The sequence below is a fragment of the Galbibacter sp. L-19 genome (assembly GCF_056857615.1).
The window spans coordinates 53,820-73,567 of the sequence record NZ_JBSXNL010000047.1 but is presented as its reverse complement, the minus strand read 5'-3'; the positions used below and the strand labels follow the sequence as shown (position 1 = coordinate 73,567).

Here is a 19,748-nt window from a genome sequence, read left to right as displayed (position 1 = left end):
TTGGTGCAAAGGTACATTTTTTATTCACATTAAGAAGTTAACAACTATTTTTTTTTCGTTACGAGCGAAAAAGAATATTTTTTATCAAAAAAGGCTCATTTCAAGAGTTTTATAACAAAAAATACCTCTAAAAATAAATAGACAAAATAGGGAATAAAAAAACTGAATACTGTAGGAATAGGATTTTCCATCGAAGCTTGAAAGAGGGGAACTAAAAAAACTATTGCCGCAAGCATCTTCAAACCACTCATTGCAAGATATGTAAATCCTGTTTTTTCTGGCAATATATTATGTGCAGCTAAAATACCCACATAAACTATAAGTGCCATTACAAAATTAAACACATAAATACTCCAAAGGGAATAAAAGAACTCAACATCGGGAAAAACATAAGCTTGTATGAGATACTGAGCCAAAGCTAGTAGTATGCTAAGCGATAGTAATACGCTTATATAAGGGATTAATTTATGTTTCAAATGAATAAATATATTATATGATTACGCTAGACAACATTACTTTTTAACATTTCAATTGTTAGAAAACCTATCGAAGTCCATCCTTCGACAAGCTCAGGATGACATTTAGAGTTTGGATTTTTTAAAAAAATCCATTACTAAAATCTCACTTTTTAGACGAACTTTCTTTTTCATCTAGTGCTTTTACTTGACGATATACATTATAAAGTGAAGCAAAAACAGCCAATAAAGAAAATACTATGGTATATGCGGAATATTCGTTAGGAAATTTCTTATCCAGCCAAACGCCAAAAAAAGTACCCGCAGCAATAATAATGGCCATTTGTAAGCCAATATTAGTAAATTTTACCCAAGAACTAAGCTGATTTTTCGTCTGCTTTTGGTTGTTTTTGTCCATTATCGTTTACAGTTTTTAACGAAGCTCCTTTCATTGAACATGCTGCATTAAAAGTTGCTCCAGGCTCTACCGCTAATTTCCCTACTACTACATCTCCTTCTATTACCGCAGTTCCTTTTAAGCTCAATACATTTTCTACCTTAAGGTCTCCGTCAAACTTTCCTTCAATATCGGCATTCATACATTGTATTTTACCGCTTACCTTTCCAGCCCTTCCAATAACAACTTTTCCTTTTGCAGTAATGCTTCCTTCCAATTCTCCATCAATACGGATATCTGCTTCAGAAATTAAATCTCCTTTAATTATTGTGTTTTCAACAATTCTATTGGTCTGTCCTGCTAAAGGCTCTACTCTGTTTTTTTTGGATTCTGCAAACATTTTATTAATTATTTAGATTTGGGTTATTTAAGTTATCAATTTTATTTTCAGCTAAATAAGTATCCAGATTCTTATGGATTTGAACTTTTTTATAATTTGCAGACGAAATTACAAATTTCTCATTATCAACCAAATAATCTTTGTTAATCTTTAATAGCTCTGCATATCCCTCGGCATGCAACTTTGTATCAAAACCATGAACTACTAAAAATATTGTGCCTGGATTATAAATATCTTCTGAATATTTTACGTGCGTATATTTTAAGTCCTTTAACGAAGCATCTATTTTATCAGTCAATTCTTTAACCCCTGCTTTATTATTTCTTTTAAACGGATAAATAACCTTCCATTGATTAGAAGAAATTGGATCCATATTAAACGTTGAGTCTGCTACCAAAGGAAGCGTTTTTTCTAAAATATTTTGAGCCTCTGCTCCTTCTTCAGAATTAGGATAATTTAAAGCAATATTGCTTAAAGATTCTTTATAGGAATTATATCCATATAGTCTTGCATTTGCGGAAGCTTTCAACATTTCAAACTTCAACATCACCTCTTCTCCATTATATTTTGAAATATTTTCATCGGCTTCCGTAATTACTTTATCATACTGCTGATTTTCAAAATCTTTGTAAAGCGATGCATATACAGCATTTGGACTCGAACCGTCGTCGGCTAATACAGCTGCTGGATTTTTCAATATTTCAGCATATCGAGAATCGGAATGATTTGCTATAATATCTGCTTTATATTCTGCTGCCAATGGCGACTCCAAGAGTTCATATATTTTATACAAATTATACTTTGCTGGGAGTATTAATCGCTCTTCTGGGTTATTATCAAGGAGTTTTTCTAATTTATTGGCTGCCAATTCATACTCTTGAAACTTCTCCTTATAAATTAAACCTAATTGATAATTAGCAAAATTATACTCTTGCTTAATACTGTCTATTTCTCTTGGTGTTGTTGGAAGCTGATCAAAATAAAAATCTAAAGAATAATACGGCACATCTTCTGGATTAACAACCTCTGCAACTGCGGTTTCACCTTGTGTTGTAGTTGTTTTATTTCCTAACCTCCAATTATCTTCTAAAGTTCTATTACCCCATATTTTTCTGAACTCCTGCACCCCATATTGAACACTTGTAGGATTATAGAAATAAAAATCGGATGCTTTATCACTTTTATTACCTTTTAAACCTCCTAAAGTTCCATAATTATTATTTTGTAACTCTGCAATTTTTGCTCGCTCTCGCTCCATTGCATCCACCTCTTTTATAGAATCTATATGTCTTTGATAAAAAGCTGTTTTTTCTGCTTCTGGCATAGCCACAACAGTAAGAATACTATCATTTCTATGTGCTATATCTTCATACTTAATTACACTTTCTAAGTTTTCTCTTTTGCGAGTAAAAATTCTAAACTTTTTAGAGTTTTCATTTAAATTTGTAAGTGTACTATCGTAATAAGCTCCTGCTTCTTTATAATACGCATTATCAAAATACATGGTTGCCAAATCCTCGTAGTCCAACGCTAATAAATTCGGATCGTTTTCAGTATTTTTTATGGATTCATTTAAATAAAACTGCGCTAAATCAAATTGTTGATTTTTTAAATAATAAACAGCATTCAATCGGTATAATTTCCCTAAATAAGGTCGATTTTCACGGTTTCTTTCAATTTTATCCAATGCTGCTAATAAGGTAGAATCCTCTTCCCCTTGCAGATAAAGGTTTTTAATTTTCTCCACATAGGCATTCATCATATAAATGCGTGGCGATTTCCTCTTTAAATCAATTACCTTATCAAAAGCTATATTAGCACTATCTAACTCTCCCTTTTCGTTATAAAGTTGCCCAATAATGTAATTGTAGCGTCCTTTCTCTTCGTTATTTTTGGTGACATTAGAAGCCAATTTCAATCGGTAAATAGCGCTATCTTTTTGTTTTAAATTAATGTATGCTTGCGCCAACATTGCAGAAGCGTCGGCATATTCTTGTTCGGTAATATCTAATTGCAATACTTTTTTGAGGTTTGTAATAGCAACCTCTTCATTTTCCATTCGGATATTGGTTTTTTCTCTCCATATTGCCGCTTGGTGGATAATATCGCTAGCTGTATATTTCCGAAGGATGTAATTAAAAGCTTCTAAAGCAGGAACAAAACGTTGATCGTAATAACGTGCTTTTCCAAGCAATAAATACGCTTCATCGATTTGCGGATTTCGCTCTTGTCCACCTATATTCATTCCATGCTTTTGTACAGCCTTGGTAGCTTTTTCTTCGGCTCTTCTAAAATTAGGATTGAGTTGGGCTGTATCGATAATTATTTCATCACGAATTTCCATTCGCTCCACAGGAAGTAACTCCCAATAATTATCTACATAATTATCTATAAGTTCCTGTTGACCTACTGCAAGTGCTTCTTTTCCATTAAACAACACATTATACTTTGTGTTTAAAGCATGCCAATTTTTATTTAAAAAAGCATCCTTTTTGGTAGAACACGCCACAGAGACAAGTACCAAAAGAAGCAAAAAAGTAAGTATTTTTAGGTATTTATTCAAAGCCTATTTATTGCTGATATGAGGTAAAAATACATTATTTTTTTGTTCATGCCATTTTCTATGGAATATTACTGTAAAAAATCATTAAGATTCGAATAAAAATACAAGACCGCTTGTCTACAAGAAAACAACATAGAGACTAAATCTTAACTACTAAAAAAATTAATTTCCTCGGGGAAAGCCTGTGAGATATTCAAAGAAAACAAATTCAACTCATTTCGACGCAGAGTCCTTCGAACTCTGGACAGGCTTTGGGGAATTAGACCCTCTAAGAAGGATTAAAAGTAGATAAAAATAGTTGTTAGAATTCACTTTTATCGGCAACAATAATTATAGTTATTTCTTCTTATTGCATAGGTACGTCAACCTATAATTAGCGGTGTTTTACTTGATACTTGAGATTTGAATGCGCCAAAACCTGTCCTGAGTTTGCCCAAAGGCTTCCATTGGGATAATTTACTCATGTTTTTACGTATGGCAACGTATAATTTTAGGTCTCAGACGTAAACGAATACGTCTTGGTACGTAAAACTATACGTAAGTAACGTATAGAAATACGTTTGAAACGTATAAATTTGGGCAACAAACGTATGCGCATACGTTTGCCTACGTATAAAGATAGCTATTAAACGTAAACTGCTACGTTTTCTATAGTTTCAATCTACCATCCAAATAAAATACAAGACAGCTTAGCTATAAGAAAACTGCACAGAGACTACATATTAAAATACTGTAAAATTAGAAGTAGATAAAAAAGTTGTTAGAATTGACTTTTATCGGGTAACAATGATAAAAAATGAATTAAAAAGAGTTTTTTATTTCTCATAAGTTACATCCAAAAATATGGATAGAACAGGGATTTCATCCTTCAACCACGGAGATAAACTAGACTTTCTATGGTATGTTGCTTCAGAATATCCTTTAGCATGCTTGTAGAAAAGTAAATTATCATCATCTTCTTCATACCATAAACGCACTGGCTCTATTGTAATTACTATAGTTTCTTCAATCTGAATAGCCTCTGAAGTAACATCAAGCATGATAAGTTTTTCCCCGAAGTAACTCTTTACAAACAGTTGCTTTTTCAAAATGGAGTTCTTTGGCATTCCATCTGAAGAAATTTTATAAATATTCAAACGGTATAAAACACTATCAATTGTGTTTTCACTTAACTGAAAATTAATGCTCTTAACTCGATAGTCATGTTTAGGATAGGGAATAGCAATTCCATATTCCTTACCTACTCCATAATTATTGGTATTAGCTTCCCCAAGATTAAAAATCGACTTACGATACGCACCTATTTTTTTCGATTTTATTTTTCGCTGCTTTTTAGTTATCACTACCTCATCTAATGCTAAAATATCATGATGAAGCAAAACGGTATTTTCTTTTTTAATTGCTGAAGCAGCTACAGACACTAACTTATAGCCAATACAGGAAAATGAAATCGATATGTTTTTTAAATCTACATTTTCTGGAAGTTTTAACTGAAAGTTTCCATCGTCGGTAGAGATAGTTCCATAATTTTTATTTGCAATCCCAATGTGTACATAAGGAATAGCCTCCTTTGTGGCTGCATCAATAACTTTTCCGCTCACTATGTTTTGAGCATATTGAGCGTGAGAAAATAGCATCAAAAAAATTGCAATAATAATCCTTTGCATTAAAAACGCTTATCATTAATTTATTTCTACTGAAGTAGATTCATTTAAAATCTCTTCAGCAAAAAAACTTTCGAGTTCTTTTAGCGTTGCTTCGGATTTCTGAATATCTTTTACTGTTTTTCCTTTGTCCAAAACTACAATACGCTCGCAAACTTCTGTTACATGAAGTAAATCGTGACTAGAAACTAAAACAGTAACATCGGCATCGTCTTTAAATTTTGTAATCAATTTCTTCAATCTTATTTGAGTAGTTGGATCGAGATTTGCAAAAGGCTCATCTAAAATAATCACTTTTGGGCTTCCAATAAAAGCGGCTACAATCCCTGCTTTCTTCTGATTTCCTTTGGATAAATCTCGCAGATATTTTTTCCCGCCTAGAATTTCCCCATGGAAAAAATCTTCAAAATCCACTAAAAATTTATCAATATCCTCTTTATTCTGTCCGCGTAGCTCCCCAATAAAATAAAAATATTCTTCAGGAGTTAAATAGCCAATTAAAAAAGTTTCATCTATAAAAGCGGAGGTTAAAGGCTTCCAATCTTCACTCTCATTTACTTTAATTTCATTATTCAATACAAATCCGGTAGTTGGCTGTATTAAATCTAGTAGCAAGCTAAAAAGTGTAGTTTTCCCAGCTCCATTATTTCCTACCAACCCAAATATTTGTCCGCTAGGAATTTGAAGTTCGTTTATGGATAAAACTGTATTTCCGTTATATGTTTTTGAAAGGTTTTCTATAGTAATCATAATCTTAGTTTTTTTGTTTGTAAGCGACTAATGTTTTGTACTTCTCTGTTTTATAAACTTTTTCAATTTTATTAAATACCTTTTCTTTAAAGGCAAATCCTAAAATTCCGGCAAGAACAACTAGTAAATATCCTAGAAATGGTCCAACCGTATAATGCCCAAGTGCATATAACAATACAGGAAGAATCATTTTTGGTATGGTAAGTAAAAGAGTTTTAGCATTAAACGCTTGAGAATCTCCAAAGGCTTTTTTATTACTTGTTAAATCTATAGGCGTTTTTACGTACGCACCACCCCATAAAACCATGTGCGCATTTACACCAATATTGTAAATAGCACCCGTTATAATAGCTAAATAAATTTCCCAACCGAAATATAAATAGAAAGATGCTACAATTGTGGTAAGAATAGTTGCCATTACCATAAGCCACCACTTGGAGTCGAGATAATCTCGGTAACGTATATTCTGACTCATCATAAGCGGATAGTAAGAACTGTCCCAGCTTGGTACAAACTGCCCAAAACTAAATAAAAACCCGCCTGTAACAAATATAGAAGCAAATATTCGCCAAGGAGCTCCTTGATAAGCTTCTATAGCATTTGTAAAAAATAAGAGTCCGTAAAAAACAAATAGAAAACTCATAAAAACTGCTGTTTTGGAGCGCTTGTTTCTTTTTATCAGTTTGATATCGTTTTTAAGAAACACAGAAATACTCCCAAAACGATTTAACCAATCTAAGTTTTCTTCTTTTGCCTCTTGATGTTTGCTAGCTAAACCAGCATCGAGATATAAATTCTTTTTAAAATAATTAAAAGCTACATAGTACAAACCAACCAACAACAAAACAGGAATGAACGCTACATATGGAATCCCATACATTAATTCAAAAATAGGCCCTGTATAAAGAGTTATGTCAAATACTCCATAATATTGAAGTCCTCCTAATATTATAATAGCTCCAAAGACAACAAATAAAAACGTATTTACGCCATTTAAAAATATATTTATAAAATTATTACAATACAATAACGCATAAATCCCCATAAGCCAAGCCAACACTTGTAAAGGCGGATATCCTTTTATAATTAACACTACTGAAAAAGGAATAAAAAAGAAAGCGTGAATGAGATTAAAGAAGGAAAATACCGTTTTCCATAAACTGAATTGCACTATTTTTCCCTTTTTAAACGGTAAATACAACAACGGTTTAATATTTACCACTGGCATTTTTTGCAGCATATACCTAAAGAGCAAATCCATTACCAAATAATAAATAAATAACCTGTTTATAACTTCAAAGGCATTTAAATTGAATTCTTCTTCAATAAAATAATAAGAGGCTCCGCCCATGATTGAAAAAGTAGCAATCATATAAAGTGCCATAAAGCCCATAAAAATTTTCATTACCAAATTAGAAGAAAAGGAAGCCGATCTAAAAAAGGCTTTCCATTGGAGAGCGAAAAAATGTTTAATCATATAGCTAGGTGGTTGTTATTTAATTAATAAGTGTTGTTTAGCATGTTTTTGTTACAATTATTAGGAATAATTGTATTCCGGATAGGTTTCAGTTAAGTAAATACTTGCTTTTTTAGGAATTTTATATATCATAATATACAGTAAAAACACATAAATCGTAATTGCTAAGCTCACAAAAGTTATTGTTAAAACAGACCATGAAAAAAGCTCGAATAATCGAAGTTGAGCTCCCAATTCAAGTGGGATAAACATCCCTCCTACAACACCTCCTAAATTAAAAATATGTTGCTCTAGCATCCATTTTTTGTTACTGTTTCTTCTACGCTGTTTTATTGTATGGTTGAGTTTAAAAAGCATATACAACATCACAACAAAAATTATAATAAGCAGACTTACAACAAGCATTTCTTTGTTTCCAACCCAATACAGTCCTGCAAACAAAACTGCCCAAAGTGTAGCGAACTTAATAAACTCAGGCCATGAAAAATATGACAAAAATTCTTTTTTAATAATTCCTAAATATTTCTTCCCTAAGGCTTTTTGTCGCTCTTCAACCACCTCCATAAATCCAAAAACACCAAACTTTTTAAACTCTTTTTCCAAGGCATCTTCAAAAGAAATATGAGGGTTTTGCTGCCATTGAGTTTCTATTCCATTGGCTAAATGATCCACCAATTCTGTTTGCAAATCAAAATACTCCACATAATGTTTTTGTGTGAATTTATAGAGGTTTTGTATTTGTTCAGAACTGATTTTCATTGTCTAAAGTGCTATAAATTGTTTTTTATAAGCCTTCTTATATTGAATCCCAGTTACAAGCATTAAATAATATGCTGTAAATAATAATGCATTTGAAACCGATAGTATGTAAAACTTATTCCCGCTAAGTTCTTGCAAAGAATTCAATGCAAATAAATATTTTCCAAAACTTGTCCCTAATTGACTTATCAACACAAAAAACAATCCAAGCCGTTGAATAGCAGAGAAGTTAAACCATTTCTTTCTTTTCAAAAACAATATAAAATACAGAAATCCTCCCCCTATTGAAATAGTTGTCGAAATCATATTTATAGCTTTAAATGAATATAAATTAGAAATTAAAAAGTTCATACCTATATAGCCCATTATAAAAACCAATATACATTGAAGGCTCCATGCGTTTGAAAAAAAATTCTTGAGTAACCTTATATCAACACTCCTTAAAAACTTTCGGTTACTATTAAGTAATCCTTTTTTGTGAAGCAGCATATATTTTTTAAAGGCTTCATAGAATAATGTTCCATGTTCTTTCATTTCTATTTCCACTCCAGAAGCAACATGATCTATCATTTCAACCCTTATATCAAGGTATTCAATCCCTTCATTTTTAAGGTAATTATCTATAAATTGTATTTGTTCAACAGTTAAACTCATGATACAGATACTTTTCTTTCTCGTAATTTAAAATGGTTTTGCAGTAATCTTATCATATAAAATCCGCCAAAAATTATCATAATATGTATTGAAAAGTTCATAATATGAATCCATACCTGCGTTCCTTCATAATAAAATGAATGACCAAAAATCAAATTATTAAATTGAAGTGATATTAATAAAAAGGGAAATGATTTTAATTTAAACAAATAACTATAAGTAGTATTATACTTAAACATTTTAATCCCGATAATCCCAGCTACAACAATTAGGGAATACAAAATGTAAACACCTCCAATAACAAAATCAAATTCCTTTATTACACTAAGAACTTCTTCTCTAATGGGATACAATGAAAATGCAATAAGCAATGCTCCTGCTATGAGTGTTAGTTCGTATCTTTTTATATAAGTTATACATTTATCAAGAAGAATAGTAGGAATATAATTGGCAGGTCCCAACCAAAAACTACTTGAATTATTTAAAGCATCCTTCCATTTATAAAAAGCTTGATTAAAAGCTTCATCAAAAGAAATTGTTTTATCTTCAGTCATTAATTGTTCAATATCAGTAGCAATATGATCGAGCAACTCATACTTTAAATCAATATAGTCTAAGCCTCTTTTGTTTAAAGCATACTCAATTTCCTGTATTTGTTCCTGTGTTAATTTCATTTCAACAATCTTATTAATCAATACTCCATTTAGGTTTTACCAAATGCTCCATATTTCTTATAAATGCTTCTAACTCTGCCAATCTATTTGCAGTTTCTGTAGTACCCTTTTGTGTTAGCTTATAATATTTACGCATTCTATTATCCACTTTTACTACTTCAACATCTAGCAATCCTTCCGACTCCAACTTATGCAATGCAGGATATAGCGCACCTTCCGTAATTTCCAGCTCCCCTTTAGTTAGCTCTTTTACTCTTTGCGTAATTTCATAACCATACATTTTATCATTCTTTTCTAACAATTTTAGAATAATAGTATTTAAACTGCCCTTATATAATTTTGAATTACCCATTTTAACATTAATCTTCCCTCAAATATATAGTAAATAATTTTATACATAAGAATATTATGTATAAATTTTTCTTAATCACATTTTTTAAAGTGAATGCAATGCCTATTTTTGCCAAAAATTTTATTGATGACTCATTTTCATTCGCTTAAAGTAATAGCAATAAATAATATCACATCAAAAGCTGTAGTAATAACTTTTGAAATACCAGAAGACCTTATAAACCTTTATAAATTTATTCCTGGTCAATACATCACTATAAAGAAAGAATTCAACGGGAAAGAGTTGCGTCGTTCTTATTCCATATGCTCTGGAAAAGACGAAAAAAACATTTCTGTTGGAATTAAAGAAATGCCTAACGGAACTTTTTCTAAATATGCACAAACCATTAAAGTTGGGGATGTATTAGAAGTTCATCCGCCAGAAGGGCGTTTTACCTTTGAAGCTACAGATTACGAAGGAAAAAATGTAGCTGCTTTTGTAGCCGGTAGTGGGATTACACCTATTATGAGTATTGCAAAAGATATTTTGCATAATACCGACAAAAATTTAATGCTCGTTTACGGTAATAAATCGCTTTCAGAAACGATGTTCCATCAAGATTTAATGGAATTATTAAAGGAGTTCCCAAATAGATTTAGCGCGCAATTTGTTTACAGTCAGACAGAAGAAGAAGGTTCTTTATTTGGGCGTATTGAACGTTCTACCATTAATTATATTCTGAAAAATAAGCACAAAGAGACTCCTTTTGATGCTTTCTATATTTGTGGCCCTGAAGCCATGATTGAAAGTACTTCGGAAACATTAAAAGAAAATGGCATAGAAGAAAATAAAATTCATGTAGAACATTTCACCACTTCGGACGACCATTCTGAAGTTCCAGACTCTATTGGAGATGGAAAAACAAAGGTGAAAGTACTAATTGATGACGAGGAGACAGAAATTGTAATGGATAGAAAGCAGCGTGTTTTAGATGCTGTTTTAGCCGAAGATCTTGACGCTCCATACTCTTGTCAAGGTGGCGTTTGTAGTAGTTGTGTGGCTAGATTAACCGAAGGAAAAGTAGAAATGGTAAAAAACCAAATTCTAACCGATGGAGAAATTGCAGAAGGATTAATATTAACCTGCCAGGCACACCCAACTTCTGATTCTATTTCGATTGATTTTGATGATGTATAAGTAAACTACCTCGAGGCAAGCCTATGAAGGATTCAAAGGAAACAAATTTAATTCATTTCAACGAAGAGCCCTTCGGTAAACTCAGCACAGGCTCTGGAAAATAAAACTCTCAATGAGAGATTCAAATCTCGATTACCGAGTAAATTGTTTCGGAATATTTTATATACAACAAGTAAACATAGCTTTTAAACCTCGCGTTTTTAAGCTATGTTTGTTTTAAATACCATTCCAAAACCATTTTACTATGAAATTTCTTTCACTCTCAAGCCGCTTCCTTTATATGTTAGCTGTCGCTACAGTATTTGTTTCATGTAAGAAAACAGAATCGGAATCTGTTGAAAATTCTGCTGTGGAAAAGCATAAAAAACCTAATGTTGTTTTTATTCTTACCGACGATCAAGGGTTTGAAGATGTAGGTTGTTTTGGTGCTCCAGCTATTAAAACACCCCATCTCGACCAAATGGCTAAAGAAGGGATTAAGTTAATCGATTTCTCTGCTACGCAGCCCGTATGTTCAGCCTCTAGAGCTAGTTATTTAACAGGTTGTTACCCCAATAGAATTGGTATTCATAATGCACTCATGCCGGATGCAAAAATTGGATTAAATCCTGAGGAAATTACCATAGCAGACATGCTTAAAGAACAAGGCTATAACACTGCTATTTTTGGAAAATGGCATTTGGGAGATGCCCCAGAATTTATGCCTACAAAACAGGGGTTTGACGAGTATTTTGGTATTCCATATTCTAATGATATGTGGCCGCATCATCCACAACAAGGACCTATCTTTAATTTCGATCCGCTTCCTTTATATCAAAATGAAAAGGTAGTAGATACACTCAACGACCAATCCCTACTAACCACGCAAATTACAGAACATGCTGTTTCTTTTATTCAGAAAAACAAAAACAACCCTTTCTTTTTATATGTTGCGCATCCACAACCTCATGTTCCACTTTTTGTTTCTGATAAATTTAAAGGAAAATCGGAAAGAGGTTTGTATGGAGATGTTATAATGGAAATCGACTGGAGTGTTGGGGAGATTCTAAAAACACTAAAAGCAGAAGGAATAGACGAAAATACGCTTGTTATTTTTACTTCTGATAATGGCCCGTGGTTGTCGTACGGAAATCATTCTGGTTCGGCAAAACCTTTTAGAGAAGGAAAAGGAACCTCGTGGGAAGGCGGACAACGGGTTCCATTTATAGCGCGTTTCCCTGGAAAACTTCCGCAGAACAAAACCATAACAACGCCTGTAATGGGTATTGATATTTTTCCAACAATTGCAGCGCTTACAAACAGCACGCTTCCGAAGAAAAAAATAGACGGAAAAAACGTGTGGGATATTCTTACAGGAAAAACAACTACAACTCCACATGAAGCGTTCTACTATTATTACAGAGTAAACGAATTGCATGCCGTGCGTTATAAAGATTGGAAACTATATTTTCCACATAAATACAGAACTATGGAAGGACAACCACAGGGAAAAGATGGTTTACCAGGCGAATACAAACATATCGACCTTAAAAAAATGGAACTTTATAATCTTGCCATAGATTCCGTAGAGCAAAATAATGTAATTGAAAAACACCCTGAAATTGTTAAAACAATAATTGAGTTAGCCAATAAAAAGCGAAATGAATTAGGAGATGCCTTAACCAAAACCGAAGGTTCTGAAACTAGAAGTCCTGGGATGGTGCTTTAGGCTTTAGGCTTTAGGCTTTAGGCTTTAGGCTTTAGGCTTTAGGCTTTAGGCTTTAGGCTTTAGGCTTTAGGCTTTAGGCTTTAGGCTTTAGGCTTTAGGCTTTAGGCTTTAGGCTTTAGGCTTTAGGCTTTAGGCAAAAAAAAAGTTTTTCTGAAATATCACAACAATATAACTCAATAACTTATTAACTTTTTGACTCAAAGATGCAAAGTTATAAATTTGCTAATTTGGAAATGAGGAAATGAAATGAAGACGGGAGTGTTCAGTTGACAGTTACAGTATGCAGTTTTTTCATTGTAACATCGTAACAACATAACTCGATAACTTTATAACTTTTTGGTTCAATGTGGCAAAGGGGCAAAGATGTAAATACCTCAATTTGAGGATTTGAAGATTTGGAAATGAAAAAAAGTCAGAAGACCGAAGTCGGGAGTCGGGAGTTGGGAATCTTGTATTCAGTAGGATTTAGGAAGTTTTTTTCTTTGTAACAACGTAACTTTTTACTTCGGGCTTCGGACTCCTGACTTTTTCAATCCTTCAATCTTTAAATTTTTCAATATAAAGGAAAGTGCTCAGTTGGTAGTTTTTTTCTTTGTAACAGCATAACTTTTTACTTTCAACTTTTTTACTTTTGCATAAAAACAAATATTGTGGGAATTATAAAAGTTACCAACATACAAGTATATGCCTACCACGGATGCTTGGTTGAAGAAGGGAAAATAGGAAGCGATTACCGTGTAGATGTTGCCGTAAAAGCAAACTTGCAGCCATCTGCAGCCAGCGACCATCTTAAGGATACGGTAGATTATGTACAGATAAATAGAATTGTAAAAGAAGAAATGGCTATTCGTTCAAAGTTATTAGAGCATGTGGGAAAGCGTATTTTAGATAGAATTCTTAATGAAATTGAGATTGCAGAAGAAGCTACCGTTGAAGTTTCAAAAATAAATCCTCCTATTGGCGGAAATGTAGAGCAAGTAACCATTGAAATGACACTTACACGCTAATATCAAAAAAGAATAAAAAAAGGTATTTTCAATTTTAAAAATACTTTTGGTTAAAGAACAATATTTTTACTACATTTGCCATCCGTAAAAAGGCATCGTGGCCGAGTGGCTAGGCAGAGGTCTGCAAAACCTTGTACAGCGGTTCGAATCCGCTCGATGCCTCAACAAAAAATCCATCTAATACAGATGGATTTTTTTATTTTACTAATATTGCTTCCAACACCCTCCTATCACTTCAAAAATTTAGCATTATTTTTTTCATTTTATTAAAAAAAATACACACTATTTAGTTATATAAGACATAATATTTATATTTACTGCTAATTCATCATAAATAAACTACCTAAAGCAAAATAAATGAAAAGACGGAATGCTATTAAAAGCTTAGGACTTATAACTACAGGTTTAGTGCTAATGCCTTCCTGTAATTTTTTAGATGAAAGAACTCCAATTGTTCTTCATAAGCTTAAAATAACGGAAGAAGAGGAAATTCTTTTAGAAGAAATTATTGATACCATGCTCCCTGAAACCGAAACTCCAGGTGGTGTTTCTCTAAAAATTCAAAATTTTGTTTGGGTAATGCTCGACGATTGTGCTGATAAAGAAAAACAAGATACTTTTTTGGCAGGACTTAGACTTTTTAAGTCAACCGTAAAAGAAAATTTTGACGAGGATTTTTCCGACTTAAATTCAGAAGAAAAACTAACAACACTTCTAGCAATGATGCAGAGTGAAAGTTTAAATACTGATGTTTCTACTTTTCTCCACACTACTAAACAAACTGCTGTTTGGGGCTATAAAAACAGCGAATATTACATGACGAATTTGATGCCATACAAATTAATTCCTGGTGCTTTTTCTTATAAAACTAAAACGATTAACCCAACTGATAAAATAAATATCAATGCCTAATTTTAATATTGACAGTACAAAAAAGAATACTTATGATGCCATTGTTATTGGCTCTGGAATGAGTGGCGGTTGGGCTGCTAAAGAATTTGCCGAAAAAGGATTAAAAACATTGGTTTTGGAACGTGGAAGAGATGTAACTCATATAAAAGACTACCCTACCACCAATATGATGCCATGGGAATTAAAACATGCAAATAATACCACTTTTGATACGCAAAAAGAAAATCCTATTGCTGCAAGATGTTATAATTTCAAGGAAGATTCTCAGCACTTTTTTACAAAAGATAAAGAGCAACCTTATATACAAGAAAAGCCTTTTGATTGGATTAGAGGGTATCAAACAGGAGGAAAATCGTTGCTTTGGGCTCGACAAACACAGCGTTTAAGCGATTTCGATTTTGAAGGACCTGCTCGTGATGGCTTTGCGGTAGATTGGCCTATTCGTTATAAAGATATTGCTCCTTGGTACAGTTATGTAGAAAAATTTGTTGGAATTTCTGGTGAATATGATGGTTTAGAGACTTTACCAGATGGAGAATTTTTAAAATCGATGGGATTAAATCCCACAGAAGAATACTTTAAAAAAGTAGTTGCTGAAAAATACAATAACCAGCGCCATGTAATTTATGGGCGTTGTGCTCATATTACCGAAAACAAGGACATCTTTATGAAACAAGGAAGAGCTATGTGTCAAACGCGCGATTTATGTCGCCGTGGTTGTCCGTTTGGGGGTTATTTCAGTAGCAATTCGAGCACCCTTCCTTGGGCTCAAAAAACTGGAAATTTAACCATGCAACACAATGCCGTGGTTCACTCCATAGTTTATGATGATAAACAAGAAAAAGCTACGGGAGTATTAGTTATAGATGCCAATACCAAAGAAACAACCGAATATTTTGCACCTATCATCTTTGTAAATGCCAGTGCTTTTAATTCGAATATGATTTTACTGAATTCTAAATCGAATCGTTTTCCAAATGGCTTAGGAAACGACAATGGACTTTTAGGAAAATACATCGCTTTCCATAATTATAGAGTAAGTATAAGTGCCGAATACGATGGAAATTTAGATCTTACTACCGAAGGAAGACGCCCTACAAGTGGTTATATTCCGAGATTTAGAAATATTCATAAGCAAGAAACCGACTTCCTAAGGGGTTATGCAGCAGGTTTTGGTGCTAACAGACAAATTATTCAACATGCCGATGGCTTGGGAGCCGATTTAAAACAAGGTTTAGTAAATCCTGAATATGGAAATTGGAGAGTAGGCTCGCATATGATGGGAGAAACTATCCCTAAAGAAGAAAGTACCCTTAGTTTAGATACGGAAAAAACAGACCAATACGGAATTCCGCAGTTACGTATCAATTTAGATTACGATGATAATGATGAAAAAATGATTGCCGATTATGTAGAACAGTTTACAGAAATGTTTGAAGCTGCTGGTTTTACAAATATAAAAGCACACGACATCCCTAACAAAGCTCCAGGGTTAGATATTCACGAAATGGGAGGCGTACGTATGGGGAACGATCCAAAAACATCTTTATTAAATAAATGGAACCAATTACATGCTTGTAAAAACGTATATGTAACAGATGGCGCTTGTATGACCTCAACTGCTACTCAAAATCCATCTTTAACTTATATGGCTTTAACAGCTAGAGCTTGTGATCATGCCATAAAGGAATCAAAAAAGGGATAACTCAACAGCTAATAGTTTAAAACAAAGCCATTCAAAATTTTGAATGGCTTTATAGTTTATAATTTTTATTAAAAGAAATCATTTTTACTTAAATTTATCTTTTCAACTTAATCATCCTATGAAAAACTACCTGTTCCTTTTTGTCTTTTTATCTGTAATTACAGTTCAATCTCAAGACAACTATAATTCTGATAATGACTACGAAAAATATACTGGGCTTTTTGGTTTTTATTACGATAAAGACAATGATAAAATTTACTTAGAGGTAACCAATTTAGAAAAAGAATTTCTATATGTATACTCTTTAAGCAATGGTGTTGGAAGTAACGATATTGGTCTTGATAGAGGACAATTAGGAAACGAACAAGTAGTCTATTTTAAAAAGGCAGGAAACAAATTATTATTAATCCAACCAAACACAAAATACAGAGCCATTACCGATAATGAACTTGAAAAGAAATCGGTTGAACAAGCTTTTGCAAAATCTGTATTATTTGGCTTCAAAATTGAAAATGAAAAAGGCGGCACTTACATTATCGATGCAACCGATTTTTTAATGCAAGATACGCATGGAGTGGCCAAAAGACTAAAAAGTAGCAATCAAGGAGATTATAAACTAGATACTTCAAAAAGCGCTTTCAACTTGGAACGCACCAAAGCATTTCCAAAAAATGTGGAGTTTGATGTAACGCTTACCTTTAAAGGAGAACCCAAAGGATCTTACATTCGCTCTGTTACTCCTAATGCGTCATTGGTAACGGTTTCAGAACATCATTCATTTATAGAATTACCAGACAACCAATTTAAAAAGAGAGCATTCGACCCCAGAAGCGGTTCTTTTCCATTCTCATACTACGATTATGCAACACCTGTTCAAGAATCTACCCTTAAACAATATATTGTGAGGCATCGTCTAGAAAAAAAAGATCCCAATGCTACAATTAGCGAAGCAAAAGAGCCTATTATTTATTATTTAGATAACGGCACTCCAGAACCAGTTCGCTCCGCCTTATTAGAAGGTGGAAAATGGTGGAATCAAGCTTTTGAAGCTATAGGATATAGAAATGCTTTTCAACTAAAAATATTACCCGACGATGCCGATCCAATGGACGTTAGATACAATGTAATCCAATGGGTACACCGTGCCACTAGAGGTTGGAGCTACGGAAGCAGTATTGTAGATCCTAGAACGGGAGAAATTTTAAAAGGTCATGTTAGCTTAGGTAGTTTACGCATCCGTCAGGATTTTTTAATTGCACAAGCTTTAATGAATCAACCATTTGCCGAAACCAACGAAAATTATAAACCCATGCTTGAAATGGCCCTAGCAAGAATCCGTCAATTATCGGCTCATGAGATAGGTCACACCTTAGGTTTTGCCCACAATTTTGCGGCAAGCACCAATAACAACGCTTCGGTAATGGATTACCCTCACCCAAAAGTTACTTTAAAAAATAAGCAAATCGATTTATCAAATGCTTATGCTGTAGGGATTGGGGAATGGGATAAAATAACAGTTGCTTATTCGTACTCCGATTTTAAAGAAGGCGTAGATGAAGAAAAAGCCTTAAAAACAATTTTAGAAGAAGCTACACAAAACGGGTATCGCTATATAACAGATCAAGATGCACGTCCAAATGGTGGTGCTCATCCTTATGCGCACCTTTGGGATAATGGAGCAGACGCTACCGAAGAGCTAGAACAAATGCTCAAAGTTAGAGAGGTTGCAATAAAGCAGTTTTCTGTAGATAATATTAAAAGTGATGAACCTTATACTGTTCTAGAAGATGTTTTTGTACCTATTTATCTTTTCCATCGCTATCAAACAGAAGCGGCTGTAAAACAAATTGGCGGACTTAATTATTCTTATGCTGTGAAAGGGAGCAATCAAGAAGTGGTTTCTTTAGTAAGTAAAAACAAACAAGAAGCAGCGCTCAATGCAGTATTAAAAACTGTAGATGCAACAGTTATTGCCGTTCCACAAGAGAAATTAAATCTATTTCCACCAAGAGCTTTTGGATACAGCGCATCAAGAGAATCTTTAAAAGGTAAATTCAATATTGGTTTTGACGCCCTTTCTGCAGCCGAAACCGCAGCTGAAATGACCCTTAATTTATTACTGAATGAAGAAAAAGCTTCTCGATTAATTCAGCAAAAAGCATTAGATAAAAATCAGCTTTCATTACAAGATGTTTTAGATGAATTACTGAAAGAAACCGTATATAAAACGGAAAAAGATAGTTACTTAAATGAAGTTCAAAACACTGTAAACTATAGAGTTGTTTGGCATATTATGAAACTAGCTAAAAGTGAAGATGTACTACCACAGGTAAACGCTATAGCCAACCATACACTAAAAACTATAAAAGAAAAGTACACCAATAACAACGATGCAAATAAGGCTGAAATAGCCTATAGAATTACTCAATTCTATAAGAATCCAGAGAAGTTTAATATTCCAAAATCTCCTAAAATACCAGATGGATCTCCAATTGGAATGAGTTGTTTCGGGAAACTTTAAGAAAACCTATTTACAGTTAACTCAGAAACTCTAAAGTTAAAGTTATAAACCTGTAGTTTAGTCATTTCGACGGAAAGGAGAAATCATATCCCTACTTTTTAACTCAAAGGTATTCTCGGGAATGAGATGTCTCCCGCTGGTCGACATAACTTCAGGATATAAAAGAAATGAATTAATCTAGTTATTTCGACAGAAAGGAGAAATCGCATCCCTACTTTTTAACTCAAAGGTATTCTCGGGAATGAGATGTCTCCCGCTGGTCGACATGACTTCAGGATTTAAAAGAAATGAATTAATCTAGTCATTTCGACGGAAAGGAGAAATCACACCCCTACTTTTTAACTCAAAGGTATTTCTGGGAATGTGATGTCTCCCGCTGGTTGACATGACTTCAGGATTTAAAAGAAATGAATTAATCTAGTCATTTCGACGGAAAGGAGAAATCACACCCCTACTTTTTAACTCAAAGGTATTTCTGGGAATGAGATGTCTCCCGCTGGTTGACATGACTTCAGGATTTAAAAGAAATGAATTAATCTAGTCATTTCGACGGAAAGGAGAAATCACACCCCTA

At 33.3% G+C, this 19,748-nt stretch carries 17 protein-coding genes and 1 tRNA gene; 7 read left to right on the top strand and 11 right to left on the bottom strand.

Annotated features, from left to right (window positions below):
• Nucleotides 1-95: 95 nt before the first annotated feature.
• From AC13CQ_RS06750 to AC13CQ_RS06700, 11 genes are all read right to left on the bottom strand, one after another.
• Nucleotides 96-476 carry a hypothetical protein gene (locus AC13CQ_RS06750; protein WP_040879535.1) on the bottom strand — a complete coding sequence of 127 codons (381 nt, stop codon included), beginning with the start codon at nt 474-476 and terminating at the stop codon, nt 96-98.
• Between the two features lie 145 nt (nt 477-621).
• Nucleotides 622-873, bottom strand: a complete 252-nt coding sequence (locus AC13CQ_RS06745) for an AtpZ/AtpI family protein (protein WP_008611551.1) — start codon at nt 871-873, stop codon at nt 622-624.
• Nucleotides 833-1,252, bottom strand: coding sequence for a bactofilin family protein (locus tag AC13CQ_RS06740; protein ID WP_008611550.1), 420 nt, complete (start codon nt 1,250-1,252; stop codon nt 833-835). Before AC13CQ_RS06740 ends, AC13CQ_RS06745 begins: the two co-directional genes overlap by 41 nt.
• Before the next feature lie 4 nt (nt 1,253-1,256).
• Nucleotides 1,257-3,815, bottom strand: a complete 2,559-nt coding sequence (gene porW / locus AC13CQ_RS06735; RefSeq protein WP_456868100.1) for a type IX secretion system periplasmic lipoprotein PorW/SprE — start codon at nt 3,813-3,815, stop codon at nt 1,257-1,259.
• 815 nt (nt 3,816-4,630) lie between these two features.
• Nucleotides 4,631-5,482 (bottom strand): carboxypeptidase-like regulatory domain-containing protein, encoded by an 852-nt coding sequence (locus tag AC13CQ_RS06730; protein WP_456868099.1) that lies wholly within the window; start codon nt 5,480-5,482, stop codon nt 4,631-4,633.
• Between the two features lie 15 nt (nt 5,483-5,497).
• A complete protein-coding gene (locus AC13CQ_RS06725) occupies nt 5,498-6,229 on the bottom strand; it encodes an ABC transporter ATP-binding protein (protein ID WP_456868098.1) in 732 nt (243 codons plus the stop codon).
• Between the two features lie 4 nt (nt 6,230-6,233).
• A complete protein-coding gene (locus AC13CQ_RS06720) occupies nt 6,234-7,706 on the bottom strand; it encodes a DUF5687 family protein (RefSeq protein WP_456868097.1) in 1,473 nt (490 codons plus the stop codon).
• 60 nt (nt 7,707-7,766) lie between these two features.
• Nucleotides 7,767-8,465 (bottom strand): hypothetical protein, encoded by a 699-nt coding sequence (locus tag AC13CQ_RS06715; RefSeq protein WP_456868096.1) that lies wholly within the window; start codon nt 8,463-8,465, stop codon nt 7,767-7,769.
• A 3-nt stretch (nt 8,466-8,468) separates the two neighbouring features.
• Nucleotides 8,469-9,119 carry a hypothetical protein gene (locus AC13CQ_RS06710; protein WP_456868095.1) on the bottom strand — a complete coding sequence of 217 codons (651 nt, stop codon included), beginning with the start codon at nt 9,117-9,119 and terminating at the stop codon, nt 8,469-8,471.
• Complete coding sequence (locus AC13CQ_RS06705) at nt 9,116-9,793, bottom strand: hypothetical protein (RefSeq protein WP_337901880.1); 678 nt, start codon at nt 9,791-9,793, stop codon at nt 9,116-9,118. The genes AC13CQ_RS06710 and AC13CQ_RS06705 overlap by 4 nt, the downstream gene beginning before the upstream one ends.
• Nucleotides 9,794-9,806: 13 nt before the next feature.
• A complete protein-coding gene (locus tag AC13CQ_RS06700; protein ID WP_337901881.1) occupies nt 9,807-10,145 on the bottom strand; it encodes a PadR family transcriptional regulator in 339 nt (112 codons plus the stop codon).
• A 126-nt stretch (nt 10,146-10,271) separates the two neighbouring features.
• On the opposite strand from AC13CQ_RS06700, the gene AC13CQ_RS06695 reads away from it, so the two are divergent.
• The 7 genes from AC13CQ_RS06695 (at nt 10,272) to AC13CQ_RS06665 (ending at nt 19,174) form a co-directional block, all read left to right on the top strand.
• Complete coding sequence (locus AC13CQ_RS06695) at nt 10,272-11,321, top strand: ferredoxin--NADP reductase (protein WP_008611539.1); 1,050 nt, start codon at nt 10,272-10,274, stop codon at nt 11,319-11,321.
• A gap of 244 nt (nt 11,322-11,565) precedes the next feature.
• A complete protein-coding gene (locus AC13CQ_RS06690; RefSeq protein ID WP_474507324.1) occupies nt 11,566-13,029 on the top strand; it encodes a sulfatase family protein in 1,464 nt (487 codons plus the stop codon).
• Nucleotides 13,030-13,679: 650 nt separating this feature from the next.
• Nucleotides 13,680-14,036 carry a dihydroneopterin aldolase gene (gene folB / locus AC13CQ_RS06685; protein WP_008611537.1) on the top strand — a complete coding sequence of 119 codons (357 nt, stop codon included), beginning with the start codon at nt 13,680-13,682 and terminating at the stop codon, nt 14,034-14,036.
• A 91-nt stretch (nt 14,037-14,127) separates the two neighbouring features.
• Nucleotides 14,128-14,198, top strand: a tRNA-Cys gene (locus AC13CQ_RS06680).
• A gap of 195 nt (nt 14,199-14,393) precedes the next feature.
• Nucleotides 14,394-14,948 carry a gluconate 2-dehydrogenase subunit 3 family protein gene (locus tag AC13CQ_RS06675; RefSeq protein ID WP_337901883.1) on the top strand — a complete coding sequence of 185 codons (555 nt, stop codon included), beginning with the start codon at nt 14,394-14,396 and terminating at the stop codon, nt 14,946-14,948.
• Nucleotides 14,941-16,653, top strand: a complete 1,713-nt coding sequence (locus AC13CQ_RS06670; protein WP_335589084.1) for a GMC oxidoreductase — start codon at nt 14,941-14,943, stop codon at nt 16,651-16,653. Before AC13CQ_RS06675 ends, AC13CQ_RS06670 begins: the two co-directional genes overlap by 8 nt.
• 118 nt (nt 16,654-16,771) lie before the next feature.
• Nucleotides 16,772-19,174 carry a zinc-dependent metalloprotease gene (locus tag AC13CQ_RS06665; RefSeq protein ID WP_474507575.1) on the top strand — a complete coding sequence of 801 codons (2,403 nt, stop codon included), beginning with the start codon at nt 16,772-16,774 and terminating at the stop codon, nt 19,172-19,174.
• Nucleotides 19,175-19,748 lie beyond the last annotated feature (574 nt).